The organism is Sulfitobacter litoralis, from assembly GCF_900103185.1.
Lineage (GTDB): Bacteria > Pseudomonadota > Alphaproteobacteria > Rhodobacterales > Rhodobacteraceae > Sulfitobacter > Sulfitobacter litoralis.
This window is the reverse complement of sequence record NZ_FNJD01000002.1, coordinates 263314-280159: the sequence shown is the minus strand read 5'-3', so window position 1 is coordinate 280159 and position 16846 is coordinate 263314. Positions and strand designations below refer to the sequence as shown.

General features: G+C 59.0%; 20 protein-coding genes. 11 read left to right on the top strand and 9 right to left on the bottom strand.

What is annotated here, in order from left to right:
- Positions 1–33: 33 nt before the first annotated feature.
- From lgt to BLQ98_RS03315, 5 genes are all read left to right on the top strand, one after another.
- The gene (gene lgt, locus BLQ98_RS03330) at positions 34–918 is read left to right on the top strand and encodes a prolipoprotein diacylglyceryl transferase (protein WP_093731920.1); all 885 of its coding nucleotides are present in this window, start codon (positions 34–36) and stop codon (positions 916–918) included.
- Positions 915–1979 (top strand): class I SAM-dependent methyltransferase, encoded by a 1065-nt coding sequence (locus BLQ98_RS03325; RefSeq protein ID WP_093731919.1) that lies wholly within the window; start codon positions 915–917, stop codon positions 1977–1979. Before lgt ends, BLQ98_RS03325 begins: the two co-directional genes overlap by 4 nt.
- Entirely contained in the window at positions 1976–2731 is a 756-nt protein-coding gene (pgeF, locus tag BLQ98_RS03320; protein WP_093731918.1) for a peptidoglycan editing factor PgeF, read from the top strand. The genes BLQ98_RS03325 and pgeF overlap by 4 nt, the downstream gene beginning before the upstream one ends.
- 265 nt (positions 2732–2996) lie before the next feature.
- Positions 2997–3140, top strand: coding sequence for a hypothetical protein (locus BLQ98_RS18205; RefSeq protein WP_167354500.1), 144 nt, complete (start codon positions 2997–2999; stop codon positions 3138–3140).
- A 198-nt stretch (positions 3141–3338) separates the two neighbouring features.
- Entirely contained in the window at positions 3339–4091 is a 753-nt protein-coding gene (locus BLQ98_RS03315) for a Hint domain-containing protein (protein ID WP_093731917.1), read from the top strand.
- Positions 4092–4127: 36 nt separating this feature from the next.
- On the opposite strand, the gene BLQ98_RS03310 is transcribed toward BLQ98_RS03315, so the two are convergent.
- Entirely contained in the window at positions 4128–4628 is a 501-nt protein-coding gene (locus tag BLQ98_RS03310) for an Lrp/AsnC family transcriptional regulator (RefSeq protein ID WP_093731916.1), read from the bottom strand.
- Between the two features lie 219 nt (positions 4629–4847).
- Here BLQ98_RS03310 and trxB point away from each other — a divergent pair, with 219 nt between their 5' ends.
- Together trxB and BLQ98_RS03300 are read left to right on the top strand one after the other, a co-directional pair.
- Complete coding sequence (gene trxB, locus BLQ98_RS03305; RefSeq protein ID WP_093731915.1) at positions 4848–5852, top strand: thioredoxin-disulfide reductase; 1005 nt, start codon at positions 4848–4850, stop codon at positions 5850–5852.
- A gap of 167 nt (positions 5853–6019) precedes the next feature.
- Positions 6020–7732 carry a bifunctional sulfate adenylyltransferase/adenylylsulfate kinase gene (locus BLQ98_RS03300; RefSeq protein ID WP_093731914.1) on the top strand — a complete coding sequence of 571 codons (1713 nt, stop codon included), beginning with the start codon at positions 6020–6022 and terminating at the stop codon, positions 7730–7732.
- Positions 7733–7864: 132 nt separating this feature from the next.
- Here BLQ98_RS03300 and BLQ98_RS03295 read toward each other — a convergent pair whose 3' ends face one another.
- Together BLQ98_RS03295 and BLQ98_RS03290 are read right to left on the bottom strand one after the other, a co-directional pair.
- Positions 7865–8083 (bottom strand): DUF1150 family protein, encoded by a 219-nt coding sequence (locus BLQ98_RS03295; protein WP_009825186.1) that lies wholly within the window; start codon positions 8081–8083, stop codon positions 7865–7867.
- Position 8084: 1 nt separating this feature from the next.
- On the bottom strand, positions 8085–8501 hold the full coding sequence (locus tag BLQ98_RS03290) for an Hsp20 family protein (RefSeq protein WP_093731913.1): 417 nt from the start codon (positions 8499–8501) through the stop codon (positions 8085–8087).
- Between the two features lie 161 nt (positions 8502–8662).
- Here BLQ98_RS03290 and BLQ98_RS03285 point away from each other — a divergent pair, with 161 nt between their 5' ends.
- The 3 genes from BLQ98_RS03285 to BLQ98_RS03275 all read left to right on the top strand — a co-directional run bounded on the left by BLQ98_RS03285 (position 8663) and on the right by BLQ98_RS03275 (position 10523).
- Entirely contained in the window at positions 8663–8887 is a 225-nt protein-coding gene (locus tag BLQ98_RS03285; protein ID WP_005849528.1) for a YdcH family protein, read from the top strand.
- An 81-nt stretch (positions 8888–8968) separates the two neighbouring features.
- On the top strand, positions 8969–9457 hold the full coding sequence (gene purE / locus BLQ98_RS03280) for a 5-(carboxyamino)imidazole ribonucleotide mutase (RefSeq protein ID WP_093731912.1): 489 nt from the start codon (positions 8969–8971) through the stop codon (positions 9455–9457).
- Positions 9450–10523, top strand: coding sequence for a 5-(carboxyamino)imidazole ribonucleotide synthase (locus BLQ98_RS03275; RefSeq protein WP_093731911.1), 1074 nt, complete (start codon positions 9450–9452; stop codon positions 10521–10523). Before purE ends, BLQ98_RS03275 begins: the two co-directional genes overlap by 8 nt.
- Before the next feature lie 18 nt (positions 10524–10541).
- Here the strand turns inward: BLQ98_RS03275 and BLQ98_RS03270 are convergent, their stop codons facing one another.
- Both BLQ98_RS03270 and BLQ98_RS03265 read right to left on the bottom strand, forming a co-directional pair.
- Positions 10542–11684 carry an alpha-D-ribose 1-methylphosphonate 5-triphosphate diphosphatase gene (locus BLQ98_RS03270; protein WP_093731910.1) on the bottom strand — a complete coding sequence of 381 codons (1143 nt, stop codon included), beginning with the start codon at positions 11682–11684 and terminating at the stop codon, positions 10542–10544.
- On the bottom strand, positions 11671–12480 hold the full coding sequence (locus BLQ98_RS03265; RefSeq protein ID WP_093731909.1) for an esterase/lipase family protein: 810 nt from the start codon (positions 12478–12480) through the stop codon (positions 11671–11673). Before BLQ98_RS03265 ends, BLQ98_RS03270 begins: the two co-directional genes overlap by 14 nt.
- A gap of 73 nt (positions 12481–12553) precedes the next feature.
- On the opposite strand from BLQ98_RS03265, the gene BLQ98_RS03260 reads away from it, so the two are divergent.
- Positions 12554–13006, top strand: a complete 453-nt coding sequence (locus tag BLQ98_RS03260) for an NUDIX domain-containing protein (RefSeq protein ID WP_208596009.1) — start codon at positions 12554–12556, stop codon at positions 13004–13006.
- Here the strand turns inward: BLQ98_RS03260 and BLQ98_RS03255 are convergent.
- The 4 genes from BLQ98_RS03255 to BLQ98_RS03240 form a co-directional block, all read right to left on the bottom strand.
- Positions 12972–13820 (bottom strand): DMT family transporter, encoded by an 849-nt coding sequence (locus BLQ98_RS03255; protein WP_093731907.1) that lies wholly within the window; start codon positions 13818–13820, stop codon positions 12972–12974. The genes BLQ98_RS03260 and BLQ98_RS03255 overlap by 35 nt on opposite strands.
- A 110-nt stretch (positions 13821–13930) precedes the next feature.
- Entirely contained in the window at positions 13931–15580 is a 1650-nt protein-coding gene (groL, locus tag BLQ98_RS03250; RefSeq protein ID WP_093731906.1) for a chaperonin GroEL, read from the bottom strand.
- Between the two features lie 73 nt (positions 15581–15653).
- Positions 15654–15941 carry a co-chaperone GroES gene (locus BLQ98_RS03245; protein ID WP_005849542.1) on the bottom strand — a complete coding sequence of 96 codons (288 nt, stop codon included), beginning with the start codon at positions 15939–15941 and terminating at the stop codon, positions 15654–15656.
- A 177-nt stretch (positions 15942–16118) separates the two neighbouring features.
- The gene (locus tag BLQ98_RS03240; RefSeq protein ID WP_093731905.1) at positions 16119–16799 is read right to left on the bottom strand and encodes a DUF2161 domain-containing phosphodiesterase; all 681 of its coding nucleotides are present in this window, start codon (positions 16797–16799) and stop codon (positions 16119–16121) included.
- Positions 16800–16846: the final 47 nt, after the last annotated feature.

The following is a 16846-nucleotide window of genomic DNA, read 5'->3' as shown; positions in this document are numbered from 1 at the left end:
TGACTTCCGTTTGCGGTCAGGCTCAATCAGCGCATGAATGCAATGCTCCCCTTCCCCGACCTGTCACCCGAGATATTCTCGTTCACCCTATTTGGCATGACCGTCGCCCTGCGCTGGTACGCTCTGGCCTATATTGCCGGCATCCTGATCGGCTGGCGTATCGTTGTACGCGCCATAGAGCGGCCTTCGCTTTGGGCGGGCAACACGCCCGTTATGACCAAGCAGCAGGTCGAGGATTTGCTGTTCTGGGTCATTCTCGGCGTCATTCTGGGCGGGCGTCTGGGGTATGTGCTGTTCTATCAACCGAGCTATTACCTGAGCAACCCGGCGCAGATTTTACGTATCTGGGAAGGCGGGATGTCGTTCCACGGCGGTGCGCTTGGGGTGATTTTTGCAGGCATCGCGTTTACCAAGAGGCATGGCATCAGCACAATTTCCACCGGCGATGTCATTTGTCTGGGTCTCGCACCTGGCCTGTTTCTGGGCCGACTGGCGAATTTCATCAACGCAGAGCTTTGGGGCCGCCCGACCGACCTGCCGTGGGGCGTGGCCTTTCCGACCGTGGCGGCGCAGGACTGTCCCAATATCGCGACGATCTGCGCGCGGCACCCTTCACAATTGTACGAAGCCCTGCTTGAGGGGCTGCTCCTTGGTGCGCTGCTGATCTATCTGGCATGGCGGCGCGGCGGCTTGAAATCCGAGGGGTTGATCGGGGGTGTCTTTCTGGCTGGATACGGGGCCGCGCGGTTTGCCGTTGAATTTGTGCGCCAACCTGATGCGCAATTCGTCAGCGCCGATAATCCGCTGGGATTGGCGTGGCATGTAGGCGGCTGGGGCCTGACCATGGGCCAGTTGCTGAGCCTGCCGATGATCGCGATCGGATTATTTTTCATCCTGCGGGCAAAGCGCAACGCATGACGACCCTGCGCGATACGATCCAGACCCGCATCGCGTCCAATGGACCGATGCGGATCGACGAATATATGGCCACCTGCCTGCTGCATCCAACACAGGGGTATTACACCACCCGCGACCCCTTTGGCGCGCAGGGTGATTTCACCACCGCCCCCGAAATCAGTCAGATGTTCGGAGAGCTGCTGGGCCTGTGTCTAGCGCAATGCTGGATCGCCCAAGGTGCACCCAAAGCCTTTACGCTGGCAGAGCTAGGCCCCGGTCGCGGCACCCTGATGGCAGATATGTTGCGGGCCACGCGCCAAGTTCCCGGCTTTGCGAAAGCCGCACAGATCACGTTGATCGAGGCATCACCAACGCTGCGCGATGTACAGGCCAAGACACTTGCCGGGCATCAGGTAACATGGGCTGATGGCACCGCTGACTTGCCCGACCAGCCCCTGTATTTGGTGGCGAATGAATTCTTCGACGCGCTGCCCATCCGCCAGTTTGTTCGCGGGGAAACATCGTGGCGCGAACGGCAGGTCGGGCTGGCCGACGGGGTACTGACCTTCGGACTGGGGCCAGATCTGCCGCAACCTGCACTGGCCGACCGTCTGGCAGATACCACGTCCGGCGATCTGGTCGAGGATTGCACCCAGCTTGCCCCATTGCTGCACCCTGTGTCTGACCGGATCGCAACCCACGGCGGGGCTGCACTGATTATCGATTATGGCGATTGGCACAGTCTGGGCGACACGTTGCAAGCCTTGCAGGGGCACGAAAAGACCGATCCGCTGACAGCACCGGGCCACGCCGATTTGACAGCGCACGTCGATTTTGAAAAGCTTGCCCTAGCAGCGGCTCCGGCCACGCACACACGTATCACCCCGCAAGGTGTTTTTCTTGAGCGCCTCGGTATCACGCAACGCGCACAAACCCTTGCCAAGGGCATGACAGACGACGCGCTAAACAGCCATATCGCCGCACATAAACGCTTGACGCATCCGTCAGAAATGGGAAATTTGTTTAAAGTGATGGGGATTTACCCGCCGCATCAGAACCCGCCCCCAGGATTGGAACCATGACGCTGGAAATACTCACCTCCGATAGTCTGGGCGATGTGCGCCACGGATTCTTCACCCGTCGCGGGGGCGCGTCGTCTGGTGTGTTTGCGGGGCTGAACTGCGGCGTTGGCAGTTCGGATCAGCGCGAGATCGTAGAGATCAACCGCGCCCGCGTCGCCGACGCGATGGAGGTCGCGCCGGATCATCTGGTCGGCGTGCACCAGATTCATTCAGCGACTGTGGTCAGTGTCACTGTCCCCTTGAACGAAAAGCCCCGCGCCGATGCCTTGGTCACTGCGACACCGGGTTTGGCGCTGTCGATCCTGACCGCCGATTGCCAGCCTGTTCTATTCCACGACAGCGAAGCCGGCGTCATCGGGGCCGCACATGCAGGATGGCGCGGCGCGCTGGACGGTGTGCTGACCGCGACCGTCGAGGGGATGGAAGACCTAGGGGCGACACGCGAAAATATCACTGCGGTCATCGGCCCTTGCATCAGCCAGCGCGCCTATGAAGTCGGTCCGGAATTCATCGATGCCTTTTTGGCCGAAGACCCGACATACGCCCGCTATTTCGCCAATGGCACAGACGGCCGCATGCAATTTGACCTTGCTGGCTTTGGCCTGAACCGTCTGCGTGCGGCGGGGGTGGGCCATGCGGAATGGACGCGGCACTGCACCTATAGCGACGCGGATCGTTTTTATTCCTATCGCCGCAGCACGCACGCGAAAGAAGCCGATTACGGCCGCCTGATCGCGGCGATCGTGCTCTAGCACTCTGAAATTGGGCGGCAATGTGACAAGCACCTGCCCAATTTTCGCCGCACAAACGGCTTGCCCCCGCGCCAGACCACGCCATTTTTCTACCTGAGGTCCTAATTTTAAGGGCCTGCAGCGTATTCAACCGCGTGCCGCAAAGCTGTTCAAATTCGCTATAAATTATCGGCTTTTTTTACTAAAACGCCCCATCCTTGCCCAAAATCATTTGCATAGTGATCTTAACGAAAGGGCACTGCCCATAGACAGTAGGATACAGAGCATGAAAACCAACGCACGCTTCATCAAATCGGTTATCGACGCTTCCAACAAAGAAGGCGTCACACTGCCTTGGTCCCGCGGCACACGCCGCGCTGCTTTCATCGTAAAGCGCGCCGCCACGCAATCGCACCAAAAGGCCGCCTGAGCTACAGGGGTCTGGCAAGACGTATCGCGCCCTGCAGCGGCTCTAACGGCGCGACAGCCTTTTCTGTCGACCTATGCGGCGCACCCACTGGTCCGGCCACACGCCTTACGCGCAGGGTGCCACGCGCCCATTCATCTGGATCGTACTGCTTCTGCGGGGGTGTGAGAAACATGGAAGCGGTCAGCTAAAGGTCATATCATGACATTACACACTGCCCCTGATTTCATCCCCTCCAAAACACATACACCGTATTCCACGACGGCTTCCCGTTCGGTTCTGCACGATGCCCGTGCGCGATCGGGCGGCCGCACCCGAGCATATGAGATCGCAGCGCTGCGACCGGACGGAACTGTCTTTGTCACCGAAGGCTACGTCCCTGCTACCCCGCTGTTTGAAGAACCGTTTTCGGCTTTTGCCCGCGGCACATTGATCAGTACGCCCCAAGGGGAAACCCCCGTCGAAGACCTGTGCCCCGGTGATCGGATTGTACGGGCCGACGGAACCGAGGCCCCCCTGCTGTGGATCGGATCAAGCAAATTTGTCCCCGCTGATACGGGTCATCGCACCCCTTGGGTACGGGTGATGGCGGATAGTCTGGGGCTGTCACGTCCGTCCAGTTTCCTGACCTTCGGTCCCGCTGCACGCATTCTACACACGCCACAGAACTTGCGCGGCGCGGGAACGGGACACAAAGTTTTTACCTTGATTCGCGATCTCGTGGACGGTGTAAATATCATCGAGATCCAGCCCCCCACCCCTGTCCGGCTGTATCATCTGGGTCTGGCGCGCCATGCAGCCATCAGCGTGAGCGGCCTCGATATGGAGACGTTCCACCCCGGCCCCGCCACGATCGCGGCCCTGCCGTTGCATCAACGCGATGCGTTTGTGTCGATGTTCCCCCATATCGGTGCGACGACGGGCTTTGGCCCGCTGTGTCACCCGCGGGCGTAAGGCCGAGGTTGGGCATTCTATACTGGGCGAAACGCCTTAGGGCGCGTTTTTCAGACGGCTTTCCAGCACATCAAAGGGCACACCCGGTTCATCCTTGGCCGGCCGGATCACAAGGCTGGTCTTGACGCTTTCGACATTTGGGGTGGTTAGCAGTTGGCCCGTCAAAAAGCTCTGAAAGCTCGACAGGTCAGGTGCAACGCATTTCAGCAGGAAATCCACCTCGCCATTCAACATATGGCATTCGCGGACAAGCGGCCAGTTGCGGCATTTTTCCTCAAAAGCGGTTAGATCGGATTCAGCCTGGCTGGCCAGTCCGACCATCGCAAACACCTGCACCTCGAACCCGAGCTCGCGTGCATTTACGTTGGCATGATAGCCTCGGATATAGCCGCTTTCCTCGAGAGTCCGGACCCGACGCAAGCACGGCGGTGCAGAGATGCCGACGCGTTTCGCCAACTCGACGTTGGTCATGCGTCCATCTGCCTGCAATTCGGCTAAAATTTTCCGATCAATCGGATCAAGCCGCGTCCCTGCCATAATACCCCCATAGGATTTTCAATTGTTATAGCACCAACAACGTTAGACGCAATAATCTTTCGCCGGTGCGCAATGTTCTGAATTCAAGCAAAAATCAACCGCATTTTCGATGACGGTGATCTTTGCAGAGCGGATATGCAAACTTGGGGTTTAAGGCAACACGAGCGGCGTCTATATCGGTTGGAACGCAACATATAATACACTCTGGGGTTCTTTATCATGGCCGAAACACGCGAAACCAAGCTCTTGATCATCGGCTCCGGCCCTGCGGGATACACTGCGGGCGTTTATGCCAGCCGCGCGATGCTGAACCCGATCCTTGTGCAAGGCATCGAACCGGGTGGGCAGTTGACCACCACAACCGAGGTCGAAAACTGGCCCGGCGATAGCGAAGTCCAAGGCCCCGATCTGATGATCCGCATGCAGGACCACGCCAAGGCGATGGGGACCGAAATCATCGGCGACATCATCACCGATCTGGACCTGTCCAGCCGCCCCTTCCACGCCAAAGGCGACAGCGGCACGACCTATGTTGCCGATGCGGTGATCCTTGCGACGGGCGCGCGTGCGAAATGGCTGGGGCTGGAAACCGAAGAGAAGTTCAAAGGCTTTGGCGTTTCGGCCTGTGCCACCTGCGACGGCTTTTTCTATCGCAATCAGGAAATTGTGGTTATCGGCGGCGGTAACACCGCCGTAGAAGAAGCGCTGTTCCTGACCAACTTTGCCTCCAAGGTGACATTGATCCACCGCCGTGACGAGCTGCGCGCCGAAAAGATCCTGATCGACCGTCTGATGAAAAACCCCAAGATCGAACCGTTATGGTTCCACCAGCTGGACGAAGTCTATGGCACCGATGCGCCGCTTGGCGTTGAAGGTGTGAAGGTCAAACATGTGGAAACTGGCGAGATTACCGACATCCCCTGTAAAGGTGTCTTCGTCGCCATCGGCCACGCGCCCGCGAATGAATTGGTCAAGGATACGCTGGAAACGCATATGGGCGGCTATGTCGTCACCAAGCCGGACAGCACCGAAACCTCTGTCCCCGGTGTATTCGCGGCGGGCGACCTGACCGACCACAAATACCGTCAGGCCGTGACCAGCGCCGGCATGGGCTGCATGGCCGCGCTAGAGGCTGAACGATTCCTTGCAGAGGTCGGCGACGACTCCGGCAAGGACACATCGCTGCCGCTTGGCTATGGGGCCGAGGTAAAAGACGACGCATAACGTTCGCCCTGAATGGCATTTGCTGGGATAAGATTGGCTTTTCCCAGCAAAAAACACGTCACTGTCCGTAATTCGCCATAAACCGGCGGCAAAGGTTGCCTAGCCCAAGCTGGGCGGTCTATCAGCCCGAATATCCGAATTTGAACCCAAAATATTGCGAGACGCCCATGCAAACGCCCAACCTTGCTCCGATCCCTGAACTTTATGTCTCTTACGATTCGGCGCAAAAGCTGAAGGTGGAAGCTGGCGATCTGGTCAGCCATGACCTGACGCCGCGCCAGATCTGCGATCTAGAGCTGCTGATGAACGGTGGCTTTAACCCTCTTAAGGGTTTCTTGACCGAAGAAGACTATGACGGTGTTGTCGAAAACATGCGTCTGGCGGATGGGTCGCTTTGGCCGATGCCGATCAACCTTGATGTGTCCGAGAAGTTTGCCGAAGGGCTCGAGATCGGGCAGGACATTGCGCTGCGCGATCAGGAAGGCGTGATCTTGGCGGTGATGACCGTCACCGACCGTTGGGTCCCGAACAAGGCCCGCGAAGCAGAGAACGTGTTTGGCGCGGACGACAGCGCGCATCCGGCGGTGAACTATCTGCACAACACCGCGGGCAACGTCTATCTGGGCGGCCCTGTGACTGGCATCCAGCAGCCCGTCCACTATGATTTCAAGGCGCGTCGCGACACGCCGAACGAGCTGCGTGCCTATTTCCGCAAGATGGGGTGGCGCAAGGTTGTGGCCTTCCAGACCCGCAACCCCCTGCACCGCGCGCACCAGGAACTGACCTTCCGCGCCGCGCGTGAAGCGCAGGCGAACCTGTTGATCCACCCTGTTGTCGGCCTGACCAAGCCCGGCGATGTGGACCACTTTACCCGCGTGCGCTGCTACGAGGCCGTGCTGAACAAATACCCCGCTGCCACCACCGCTATGAGCCTGCTAAACCTTGCCATGCGCATGGCCGGCCCCCGCGAGGCCGTCTGGCACGGTCTGATCCGCAAGAACCACGGCTGCACCCATTTCATCGTGGGCCGCGACCATGCGGGCCCCGGCAAGAACTCTGCCGGTGATGATTTCTATGGCCCCTATGATGCGCAGGACCTGTTCCGCACCCATGAGGAAGAAATGGGCATCGAAATGGTCGACTTCAAACATATGGTTTGGGTAGCCGAGCGCGCGCAATACGAGGCGATTGACGAGATCGAAGACAAGGATGACATCACCATCCTCAACATCTCGGGCACAGAGCTGCGCCGTCGTCTACAGGAAGGGCTGGAAATCCCCGAATGGTTCTCCTTCCCCGAGGTGGTTGAAGAGCTGCGCCGCACCAAGCCGCCACGCAACAAGCAGGGCTTTACCGTTTTCTTCACCGGTTTCTCCGGTTCGGGGAAATCGACGATCGCCAACGCTTTGATGGTCAAACTGATGGAGATGGGCGGTCGTCCCGTCACGCTGCTGGATGGGGATATCGTCCGCAAGAACCTGTCGTCGGAATTGGGCTTTAGCAAAGAGCACCGCGATCTGAACATCCGCCGCATCGGCTATGTCGCGTCCGAGATCACCAAGAACGGCGGCATCGCCATCTGCGCGCCCATTGCGCCGTATGCCACCACCCGCCGCGCCGTGCGCGAAGACGTGGAAAGCTTTGGTGCCTTCGTCGAGGTGCATGTCGCCACCTCCATCGAGGAATGCGAACGCCGTGACCGCAAGGGTCTGTACAAGCTGGCCCGTGAAGGCAAGATCAAGGAATTCACAGGAATTTCAGACCCCTATGACGTCCCCGCCGACCCCGAACTGCGCGTCGAGACAGAGAATGTCGACGTCGACAACTGCGCGCATCAGGTACTGCTCAAGCTGGAAAGCATGGGGCTGATCAAGGGGTGACCCTTTCACCAAGTCGAACAACGAAAGGCCAGCCTTCATGGGCTGGCCTTTATCGTGCGTGATGTTGGACGTCGTGCACAAAAAAGGGCCGCAAAACAGCGACCCTTTTCAGCAAATTTCAGGTGATACAGTTTAATGCACCATCACGGGCGCATAATCGTGATCGCGTGCAAGGCTAAACGCAAGCTTGCGGTCACCGACCAACGCCAGCTGCTGCCCTTCGGCGTCATGTACGGCGTAAAGCTGTTTCAACCCTTCCGCCTGCTCGCGCACCTCTAGGGGAAGGTCGGACACAGCGATCATCTTGACGTAGACGGTGCGATCCTGGACATGCGTTTCTTCGTTATGCATTTTATTCCCCTTTTCTGATCTTGATGGTCTGAACGACCTTTTCGGGTTTGGCGCGGGTCAGATCCACATGAAGCAGACCGTTTTCAATCAGCGCTTCACCGACATCTACGCCATCTGCCAGCACGAAAGACCGCTGGAACTGTCGCGCCGCAATACCGCGGTGCAGAAAGATACGTTCATCTTGCGCGTCGACCTGTCGGCCACGGATTACAAGCTGTCTGTCCTCAACGGTTATCGACAGATCTTGTTCCGCAAAACCTGCAACCGCAAGCGTGATGCGATAGCTGTAATCGGAAGTTTGTTCGATGTTGAACGGTGGATAGCCTTCGTTGCCGGCCTTTGCCGTACGTTCCATCACCCGTTCCAACTGCTCAAAACCCAGCATATGAGGGTAGGAAGCCAGCGTTAGTTTCGTCATAAGACACGTCCTTTAAGATAAGCGACAGTCAGTCATCTGGCCCCGCAATCGGCGACCTGTTTCAAATATGGGGGGCATGGGGACAGGACGCAAGGGCTATGCCTTTGAATTACAGACGCCTATATTCACAAGCCCAGATATAGCAAGAATCAGCCAGCCTTATGAATCCTCCCTCCGATCTGTCGATGAAGAATGACGATGTCCTGCGTGTCGAGCTCGAGGTTTTTCGCCGCGAGCATCGAGATTTGGACGACGCCATTCAAGCGCTGGTCGACAAAGGCACCGGGGATCAACTGACGCTGCAGCGGCTGAAAAAACGCAAGCTGCGGCTGAAAGACCTGATTGCCCAGATCGAAGACCGGCTGACCCCCGATATTACCGCCTGACAGCGCCTGCCAGCGGATTGCCACGCGGGCGATCATGGCTATAGTGCGCGCTTCTTATACGCTCTAGCAAAGGCCCTTTTCATGGAAAATCCACCTGTCGGCATCATCATGGGCTCGCAGTCCGATTGGGCCACCATGCGCGAGGCAGCAACGCTGCTGGATGAACTTGGTATCGCTTACGAGACCAAGATCGTCTCGGCACATCGCACGCCCGACCGGTTGTGGAGCTATGGCAAAACTGCCGCTGATCGTGGCCTGCAGGTCATCATCGCTGGTGCGGGCGGTGCTGCGCATTTGCCCGGCATGATGGCCTCCAAAACCCGCGTGCCTGTGATCGGGGTGCCGGTGCAGACCAAGGCATTGTCAGGTGTGGATTCGCTTTATTCTATCGTCCAGATGCCCCGTGGCTTTCCGGTCGCGACCATGGCAATCGGTGCGGCCGGCGCCGCCAACGCAGCACTGATGGCGGCGGGTATTCTGGCCCTCCAAGACCCTGCCCTTGCCACCCGTCTTGACGCTTGGCGCGATGCGCTCAGCGCGTCCATCCCGGAGGAGCCTTCGAATGACTGAAGCATTGCAAACAGGGGCCACCATTGGGATTTTGGGCGGCGGGCAATTGGGCCGTATGCTGGCTGTTGCCGCCGCACGTCTGGGATTTCGCACGCATATCTTTGAACCCGGTGCCACCCCGCCTGCAGGTGATGTCGCCCACGCGCTGACCACCGCGGGCTATGATGACGTCGACGCGTTGACCGCCTTTGCCAAGTCGGTTGATATTGTCACGTTCGAGTTCGAGAACATCCCGACCGACGCGCTGGATGTGATCGAAAACATCACCCCCATCCGTCCCAACCGCGAGGCCCTGCGGACCAGTCAGGACCGTTTGGTCGAAAAACAGTTCCTCGAAGGTTTGGGCCTGACTGTTGCCCCCTTTGCCGATATCGCCAATGCCGCCGATCTGGACGCCGCGATGACGACCATCGGCGCGCCGTCGATCCTGAAAACACGTCGATTTGGCTATGACGGCAAGGGCCAGTCGCGTCTGCGCAGTGCGGATGATGCGGCGGGTGCGTTGGCAGATATGGCGGGTAATCCCGCCGTGCTCGAAGGGTTCGTGAACTTCACCGCCGAAGTGTCGGTCATTGCCGCGCGCAGCCCCTCGGGCGAGGTTGCCTGTTTCGATCCGGGCGAAAATGTGCACCGCGACGGCATCCTGCACACCACCACTGTGCCAGCCCGGCTGAGCGCAGCGCAGCGCATGGACGCGGTACTTCTTGCCGCCAAGATACTGAATGCGCTCGATTATGTCGGTGTTCTTGGGGTCGAGCTTTTCGTCACGCGACAGGGATTCATCGTGAACGAGATCGCGCCACGGGTCCATAACTCGGGTCATTGGACGCAGAACGGCTGTGCGGTGGACCAGTTCGAACAGCATATCCGTGCCGTGGCCGGATGGCCGTTGGGCGATGGCAGCCGCTATGCCGATGTGGTGATGGAGAACCTGATTGGCGATGACATGGACCGCGTGCCCGAGCTGGCCAAACAGCGCGACACGGCGCTGCATCTTTACGGTAAGGCGGATGTTAAACCGGGCCGTAAGATGGGCCATGTGAACATTGTCAAACGGCCAAGCTAGGGCAAATTCCGCGCGAGCCTAACGAAGGAACCGCGCGGCAATATCACCGGACATATAGCTCACGCGACCGCCCGCCATGGTCATGGCGACGCGGCGTGTTTGCGCATCCAGCACCAGTAGATCGGCGCGTTTGCCTGTGGCGATTTCACCGCGATCGGACAGCCCCAGCACCGCCGCCGGACCGCCGGAAACCAGATGCCATGCCTGCGCCAAGGATAACACACCGCTGTCGGCCAGCATGAAGGCCGCGCGTCGTGGCGAGGGGTAGTGATAGTCAGAGGCAAGCGCCCCGCCGATCCCCATCGAAATCAGTTCAAGCGCCGACACATTGCCGTTGTGAGACCCGCCGCGCACCACGTTAGGCGACCCCAGCACAACGTGATCCCCGCCCGCCGCTGCGGCTTCCGCAGCCTCCAACGTCTCGGGGAACTCGGCGACGGAAACGCCCCGTTTGCGCCATGCGGCTCGGCCTTCGGCGGTGGTGTCATCATGGCTGCCCATCTGGATGCCACGCCCCGCCAAAACTTTGCATAGCCAGTCCAGCGCACCGGGCACGTCCGCGCTTTGGGCATGTAGGTCTTGCATCATTCTCAGGTGGTCATCGGGGTTACGCCCCGCCTTGAGCGCTTGGCCGACCATACGTTTGGGGACCTGCCCTTTCGCCAACCTGTCGTGTGGCAAATGGTCGTTGAACACAATATACGACAGTCCCCAACCGGCCATGCGCTCGGGTAGATCGGCGAAAAGATCCAGCAGATGCGTCTCTAGCCGAAGTTGACCGCGCAGATCGGTCACCAGCGTATCAGAGACGCTCTGGATCGCGCCGAACACTTGATCGGCAAACTCATATCCGCGCAAGCCGCCTTCCCAGCTGATGAATTGCGCAAGAACGGCGGTGGTGATCCCATTGGCCGCCAGTTCTGCCTCGGCTGCGACCAGCCCTTCATACATGGTTTTCATCGCACCGCGACGGGGGGCCAGATGCCGTTCGAACCCGTCACCGTGTACGTCTACGATTCCCGGCATGATGATATAGCCGCACAGATCGACGCTGGCGGGTTGCGCGACATCGGTAATCAGCCCCTGCGCAACCGCTAACGGACGGGTCTCTAGCGTTTGCGCACCCAAGACCTGTGCGCCGGTAAATTCAACGTTCAGCATCGTCAGCCTCTTGTCCCGGCAGGCAAGCCCCATCGGGGCATCCAATTGAATCGAGCACGGCGTCCACGAACCCCAGCGACCGGTCGAATTTACCTGTGTTCAGATAGGTCATCGTCTGCGCAATCACCGTCGGGTTCATCATCATGAACGTATGCGTCACCGGCAGCATCAAAAAATCCCGCATGCCGTCGACACGCGCGGATTGCACCGACACCTTGCCATCATCTCGCCCCGGCAGCAGCGACGAGAAATAGGGGTTCAACGATTGCGTCCCCGCGATCACACCCAGATCAAAGGTAACCGGGGGCAGACGCAGCGGGAGGGAGTTTTCACCCGTGCCCATCTGCGCCCCTGCCGGTCCGTTCATCCAGTCAAACGCGGCCAGATCACCCAGTGTGTCCACGACCTCGCTGCCGTGATTGGGCGGGGCCAGCATGACGACGCGGCCAATACGCGCATCGCCCGTTTCGGCCACCCATTGCCGCAGAAGGATACCGCCCATGGAATGGGTCACGAAATCGACCGATGCCGTCCCGCAGGCCGCGACTGCGTCGGGCAAGGTGCGGCGGGTCAGCTCTTCGACGGGGGCGGTGGTTGACGGGTAGCCGGGGCGCACGACGGTGTAGCCTTCGGTTTCCAGCGCGGCTTCCATCAAAGCGAATGACGTTTCTGTTCTGGCAAGCCCGTGCAAGAGCACCACGCAACGCCCCTCCCCCGCCGTAGATAGCGTTGACTGCGCCTGCGCCATGCCCGACAGCACAGCGAGCGAGAAAGTGATTGTGACCAGTGTTTTCATAGCTAGGGTCAAATAGACTGAAAACGCCGCATGTGAAATACTTTGACGCATACACCGCGAGATTGAGGGTAATATGGCGGAAAATAGCCCGCGTTTGGCGGTACGGGCCGTGTTGGTCCATGACGGGCGGCTGCTGTTGGTCAACGCCTATCCCGATGGCAAAAGCGACCTGATGTGTGCACCCGGTGGCGGGGTAGAACGCGGAAGCGCCCTGCCCGACAATCTGATCCGCGAAGTCTATGAAGAAACCGGCCTGCAGATCGCCGTGGGTGCGCCCTGTCTAGTGAATGAATTCCACGACCCTCAGGGGGATTTCCATCAGGTGGATATCTACTTTCGCTGCACTGTGATCGGCTCTGCCGATGTGGACCCCGCGTGGCAGGACGCCGAAAGGATCGTGACCGACCGCCGCTGGGTCACCCCCGACGAGATGCGCGACCTGCGGGTCAAGCCGGACAGTCTGGCGCAGGTTGCCTTTGGCAATGATCCGGTCACTTACGACCCGTTGGAGCCGATCGTGCGCTGACCGCCAGCGCGATCCCACCAAGCACCAGTGCGGTGGCGACAACAACCTTTGCCCCGAGCGGTTCGCCTAGGATCAAAGCGCCGGCAATGATCGCGATCACGGGCACCGACAGTTGCACCACCGCCGCCGTCGCTTGCGCCAGCCTTGGCAACACAGCATACCACAGCGCATATCCCAGCCCAGAGGTCACCGCCCCGCACAAAACGCCAAGTGCAATCCCTGTGGGTGAGTAGAAGGTTGGCTGCACGAGCAGCAGCGCCGCAACCAGCGGTGTGCAGATCACAAAGTTCCCCGCGCTGCCTGCCAGCGGGTCGGACGCGCCACGGCCAATGATCGTATAGGCGGCCCAGCCGAGCCCTGCGGCGATCATCAACGCGGCTCCCAATGGGTCAACCGCCACGCCTTGCGACGGCCACAGCACCAGCACCAATCCTGAAAAGGCCACCGCCGCCCCCAGCAACTTGCGCGGTGTCGGGGTCACGCCGAACAGCGCGCCATGGGTGAACATTGCAATTTGCACCACGCCGAAAAGGATCAGCGCACCCAGCCCTGCGTCCAGCGTGAGATAGGCGAGGGAAAAGCCGATGATATAGATCGCAAGCGTGATCGCCCCAAGCCCCTGCTGACGTCGTATCAGTGGCACCCGCCCGCCGCGTATCAGCACCAGCATGGCAAGCAGCACCGCGCCGGACAGCACCCGCACGACGGCAAAACCAGTGGGGTCTATATGCCCCCCTGCAATGGCAAAACGGGTCAGAATGGAATTGGCAGCAAAGGCGACCATCACAAGGGCGGTTAGGCAAAGGATACGCATGGCGTTTGCTTAGGCCACCCTTGCACGACGCGCCACGAAAAAGGGGCGCATCGGGTGATGCGCCCCTTCATTCTGTCAGCACAAGGGCGTGATCGCCCCGGCGGCGTGATTTACATCATGCCGCCCATGCCGCCCATGCCACCCATGTCGGGCATGCCGCCGCCTGCGCCGCCGTCTTTCGACGGTTTATCGGCAACCATGGCTTCGGTTGTGATCAGCAGACCGGCAACGGATGCCGCGTCTTGCAGAGCTGTACGCACAACTTTGGCAGGGTCGATAACACCAAACTTGAACATGTCGCCATATTCTTCGGTCTGAGCGTTAAAGCCAAACTTCAGGTCGTCGCTTTCGCGGATTTTGCCGGCCACTACGGAACCGTCAACACCTGCGTTTTCAGCAATCTGACGCAGAGGCGCTTCGAGTGCTTTACGAACGATGCTGATACCAACGTTTTGGTCTGCGTTGTCGCCTGTCAGGCCTTCGAGCTTTTTGCCCGCTTGGACCAGTGCAACACCACCACCAACAACGATACCTTCTTGAACAGCAGCACGTGTCGCGTTCAGGGCATCATCAACGCGGTCTTTGCGCTCTTTTACTTCAACTTCGGACATGCCGCCGACGCGGATCACGGCAACACCGCCTGCCAGTTTGGCAACGCGCTCTTGCAGCTTTTCTTTGTCGTAGTCGGATGTGGTTTCTTCGATCTGGTTACGGATCTGAGCAACACGTGCTTCGATCTCTGCCTTCTCGCCAGCGCCGTCAACGATTGTTGTTTCGTCTTTGGTGATGGTGACTTTCTTGGCCGAACCCAGCATGTCCATGGTCACGGACTCGAGCTTCATACCCAGATCTTCGGAGATCACTTGACCGCCTGTCAGGATTGCAAGGTCTTGCAGCATGGCTTTGCGGCGATCGCCGAAACCAGGTGCTTTGACCGCTGCGATTTTCAGGCCGCCTCGCAGTTTGTTAACAACCAGAGTTGCCAGCGCTTCGCCTTCAACATCTTCCGAGATGATCAGCAGTGGTTTTTGCGACTGGATCACTTGCTCAAGCAGGGGAACCATTGGCTGCAGCGAGGAGAGTTTTTTCTCGTGCAGCAGGATGATTGCGTCTTCCAGCTCGACAGTCATTTTGTCGGAGTTGGTGACGAAGTAGGGGGACAGGTAACCGCGGTCGAACTGCATGCCTTCAACAACATCGGTCTCTGTTTCCAGGCCTTTGTTCTCTTCGACGGTGATCACACCTTCGTTGCCGACTTTCTGCATCGCGTCTGCGATCTGACGGCCGATTTCTTTCTCGCCGTTTGCAGAGATGGTGCCGACTTGGGCAACTTCGTCGCTGTCGTTGACAGGGCGCGCCGCTGCTTTAATCGCTTCGACGACTTTCAACGTGGCCAAATCGATGCCGCGCTTCAGGTCCATCGGGTTCATGCCAGCGGCAACCGATTTCATACCTTCTTTAACGATGGCTTGGGCCAGAACGGTTGCGGTTGTTGTACCGTCACCCGCTTCGTCGTTGGTCCGGGAAGCAACTTCCTTAACCATCTGTGCGCCCATGTTTTCGAACTTGTCTTCCAGTTCGATCTCTTTGGCTACGGATACACCGTCTTTAGTGATGCGTGGTGCGCCAAAGGATTTGTCCAGCACAACGTTACGGCCTTTGGGGCCCAGTGTGACTTTGACGGCATCGGCAAGGATGTTCACACCCTTAAGCATCTTGTTACGGGCGTCGGTCCCGAATTTTACGTCCTTAGCAGACATAGTGTCTCTCCTAAAATCTTGGGTTGATGTCAGCGTATCTTGGGTGAGGCGCTAGGCCCCGGTCTGCCTGAGCTCAGGACAGGATCCCCATAATGTCGCTTTCTTTCATCATCAGCAGTTCTTCGCCGTCCAGGGTGACTTCTGTGCCGGACCACTTGCCGAACAGAACCTTGTCGCCGGCTTTTACAGCCATTGCGATCAGCTCACCGCTGTCCTTGCGCGCGCCTTCGCCACAAGAAACAACTTCACCCTCAGAGGGTTTTTCTTTCGCGGAATCAGGGATGATCAAGCCACCCTTGGTTTTTTCTTCGCTTTCGGTGCGGCGCACCAGCACACGGTCATGCAGCGGTTTAAATGCCATCTTTCAGCTCCTTAAGGCTCAAAGTTATTCTCCCAAGCCGTCCCTCCGGTCGAGGGATCTAGCCATTAGCACTCAGGCCCGCCGAGTGCTAACGAGGGATAGCTAAGGGCGTCACCCGCACTAGTCAACCACGGTAATTTGAAAAATTTTAGGCAATCCACCCCTTGCAAAGCAGGGCTAGTCAACGCCCAACACGCGGCCCGCGGCTGAAACGGCGTCGGCACCTGTCGGGGTTAGGCCGTATACGCCTGTCTCGATCTTTTCAAACCACCCATAATGATTGTCACGCATCATGGCGGTTGCCCGCTGAACCCCGGCTTCGCGGGCGACATGCGCGCCCTTGCTGGCCCCTGCCTCGAACAGATACATCGCGAGCTTTAGCGCATCCTGCCGGTACGCAGTGACCAGCCCTGCCCGCGTCTGCCCCCCGTCATTCGGGTCGCCCTGCCGCCGTGCGAATTCGCGCAGCAGCCGCGCCTGCCGTTTCGCGTTCTTGCGCGGCGCATATGGCCCCGGATCGCAGTGCACCTCGACCAACCCGTCCTTCAACCGCACGGTGATCAGCCCCAACCCCAGACGCCGCGCCAGCGCTGTATTATCCTTGACCGCCTTGGCAAACCGTTTACCGGGCTGGCGCGCGACAGCCAGATAGACGTCATCACTGACGGACAGGCGCGCGATACATTGATGAAACAGCGTCAGGCTAAAGCCGAGCTTCAGCTCTACCACCACCGGCGGCTCTGCCCCCCGTACGGCCACGACATCCGCCGCGCCCACCTCGGATTTAACGACATAACCCTGATCCTCCAGAAAGGATTTGATCGGCGGGTAAAGGTCGGTTTCGCGCGGGTTTGTCATAAACGCAGTGCTACCAGCTTTGCCCCGCCGCTGAGAACCCCAAAGCT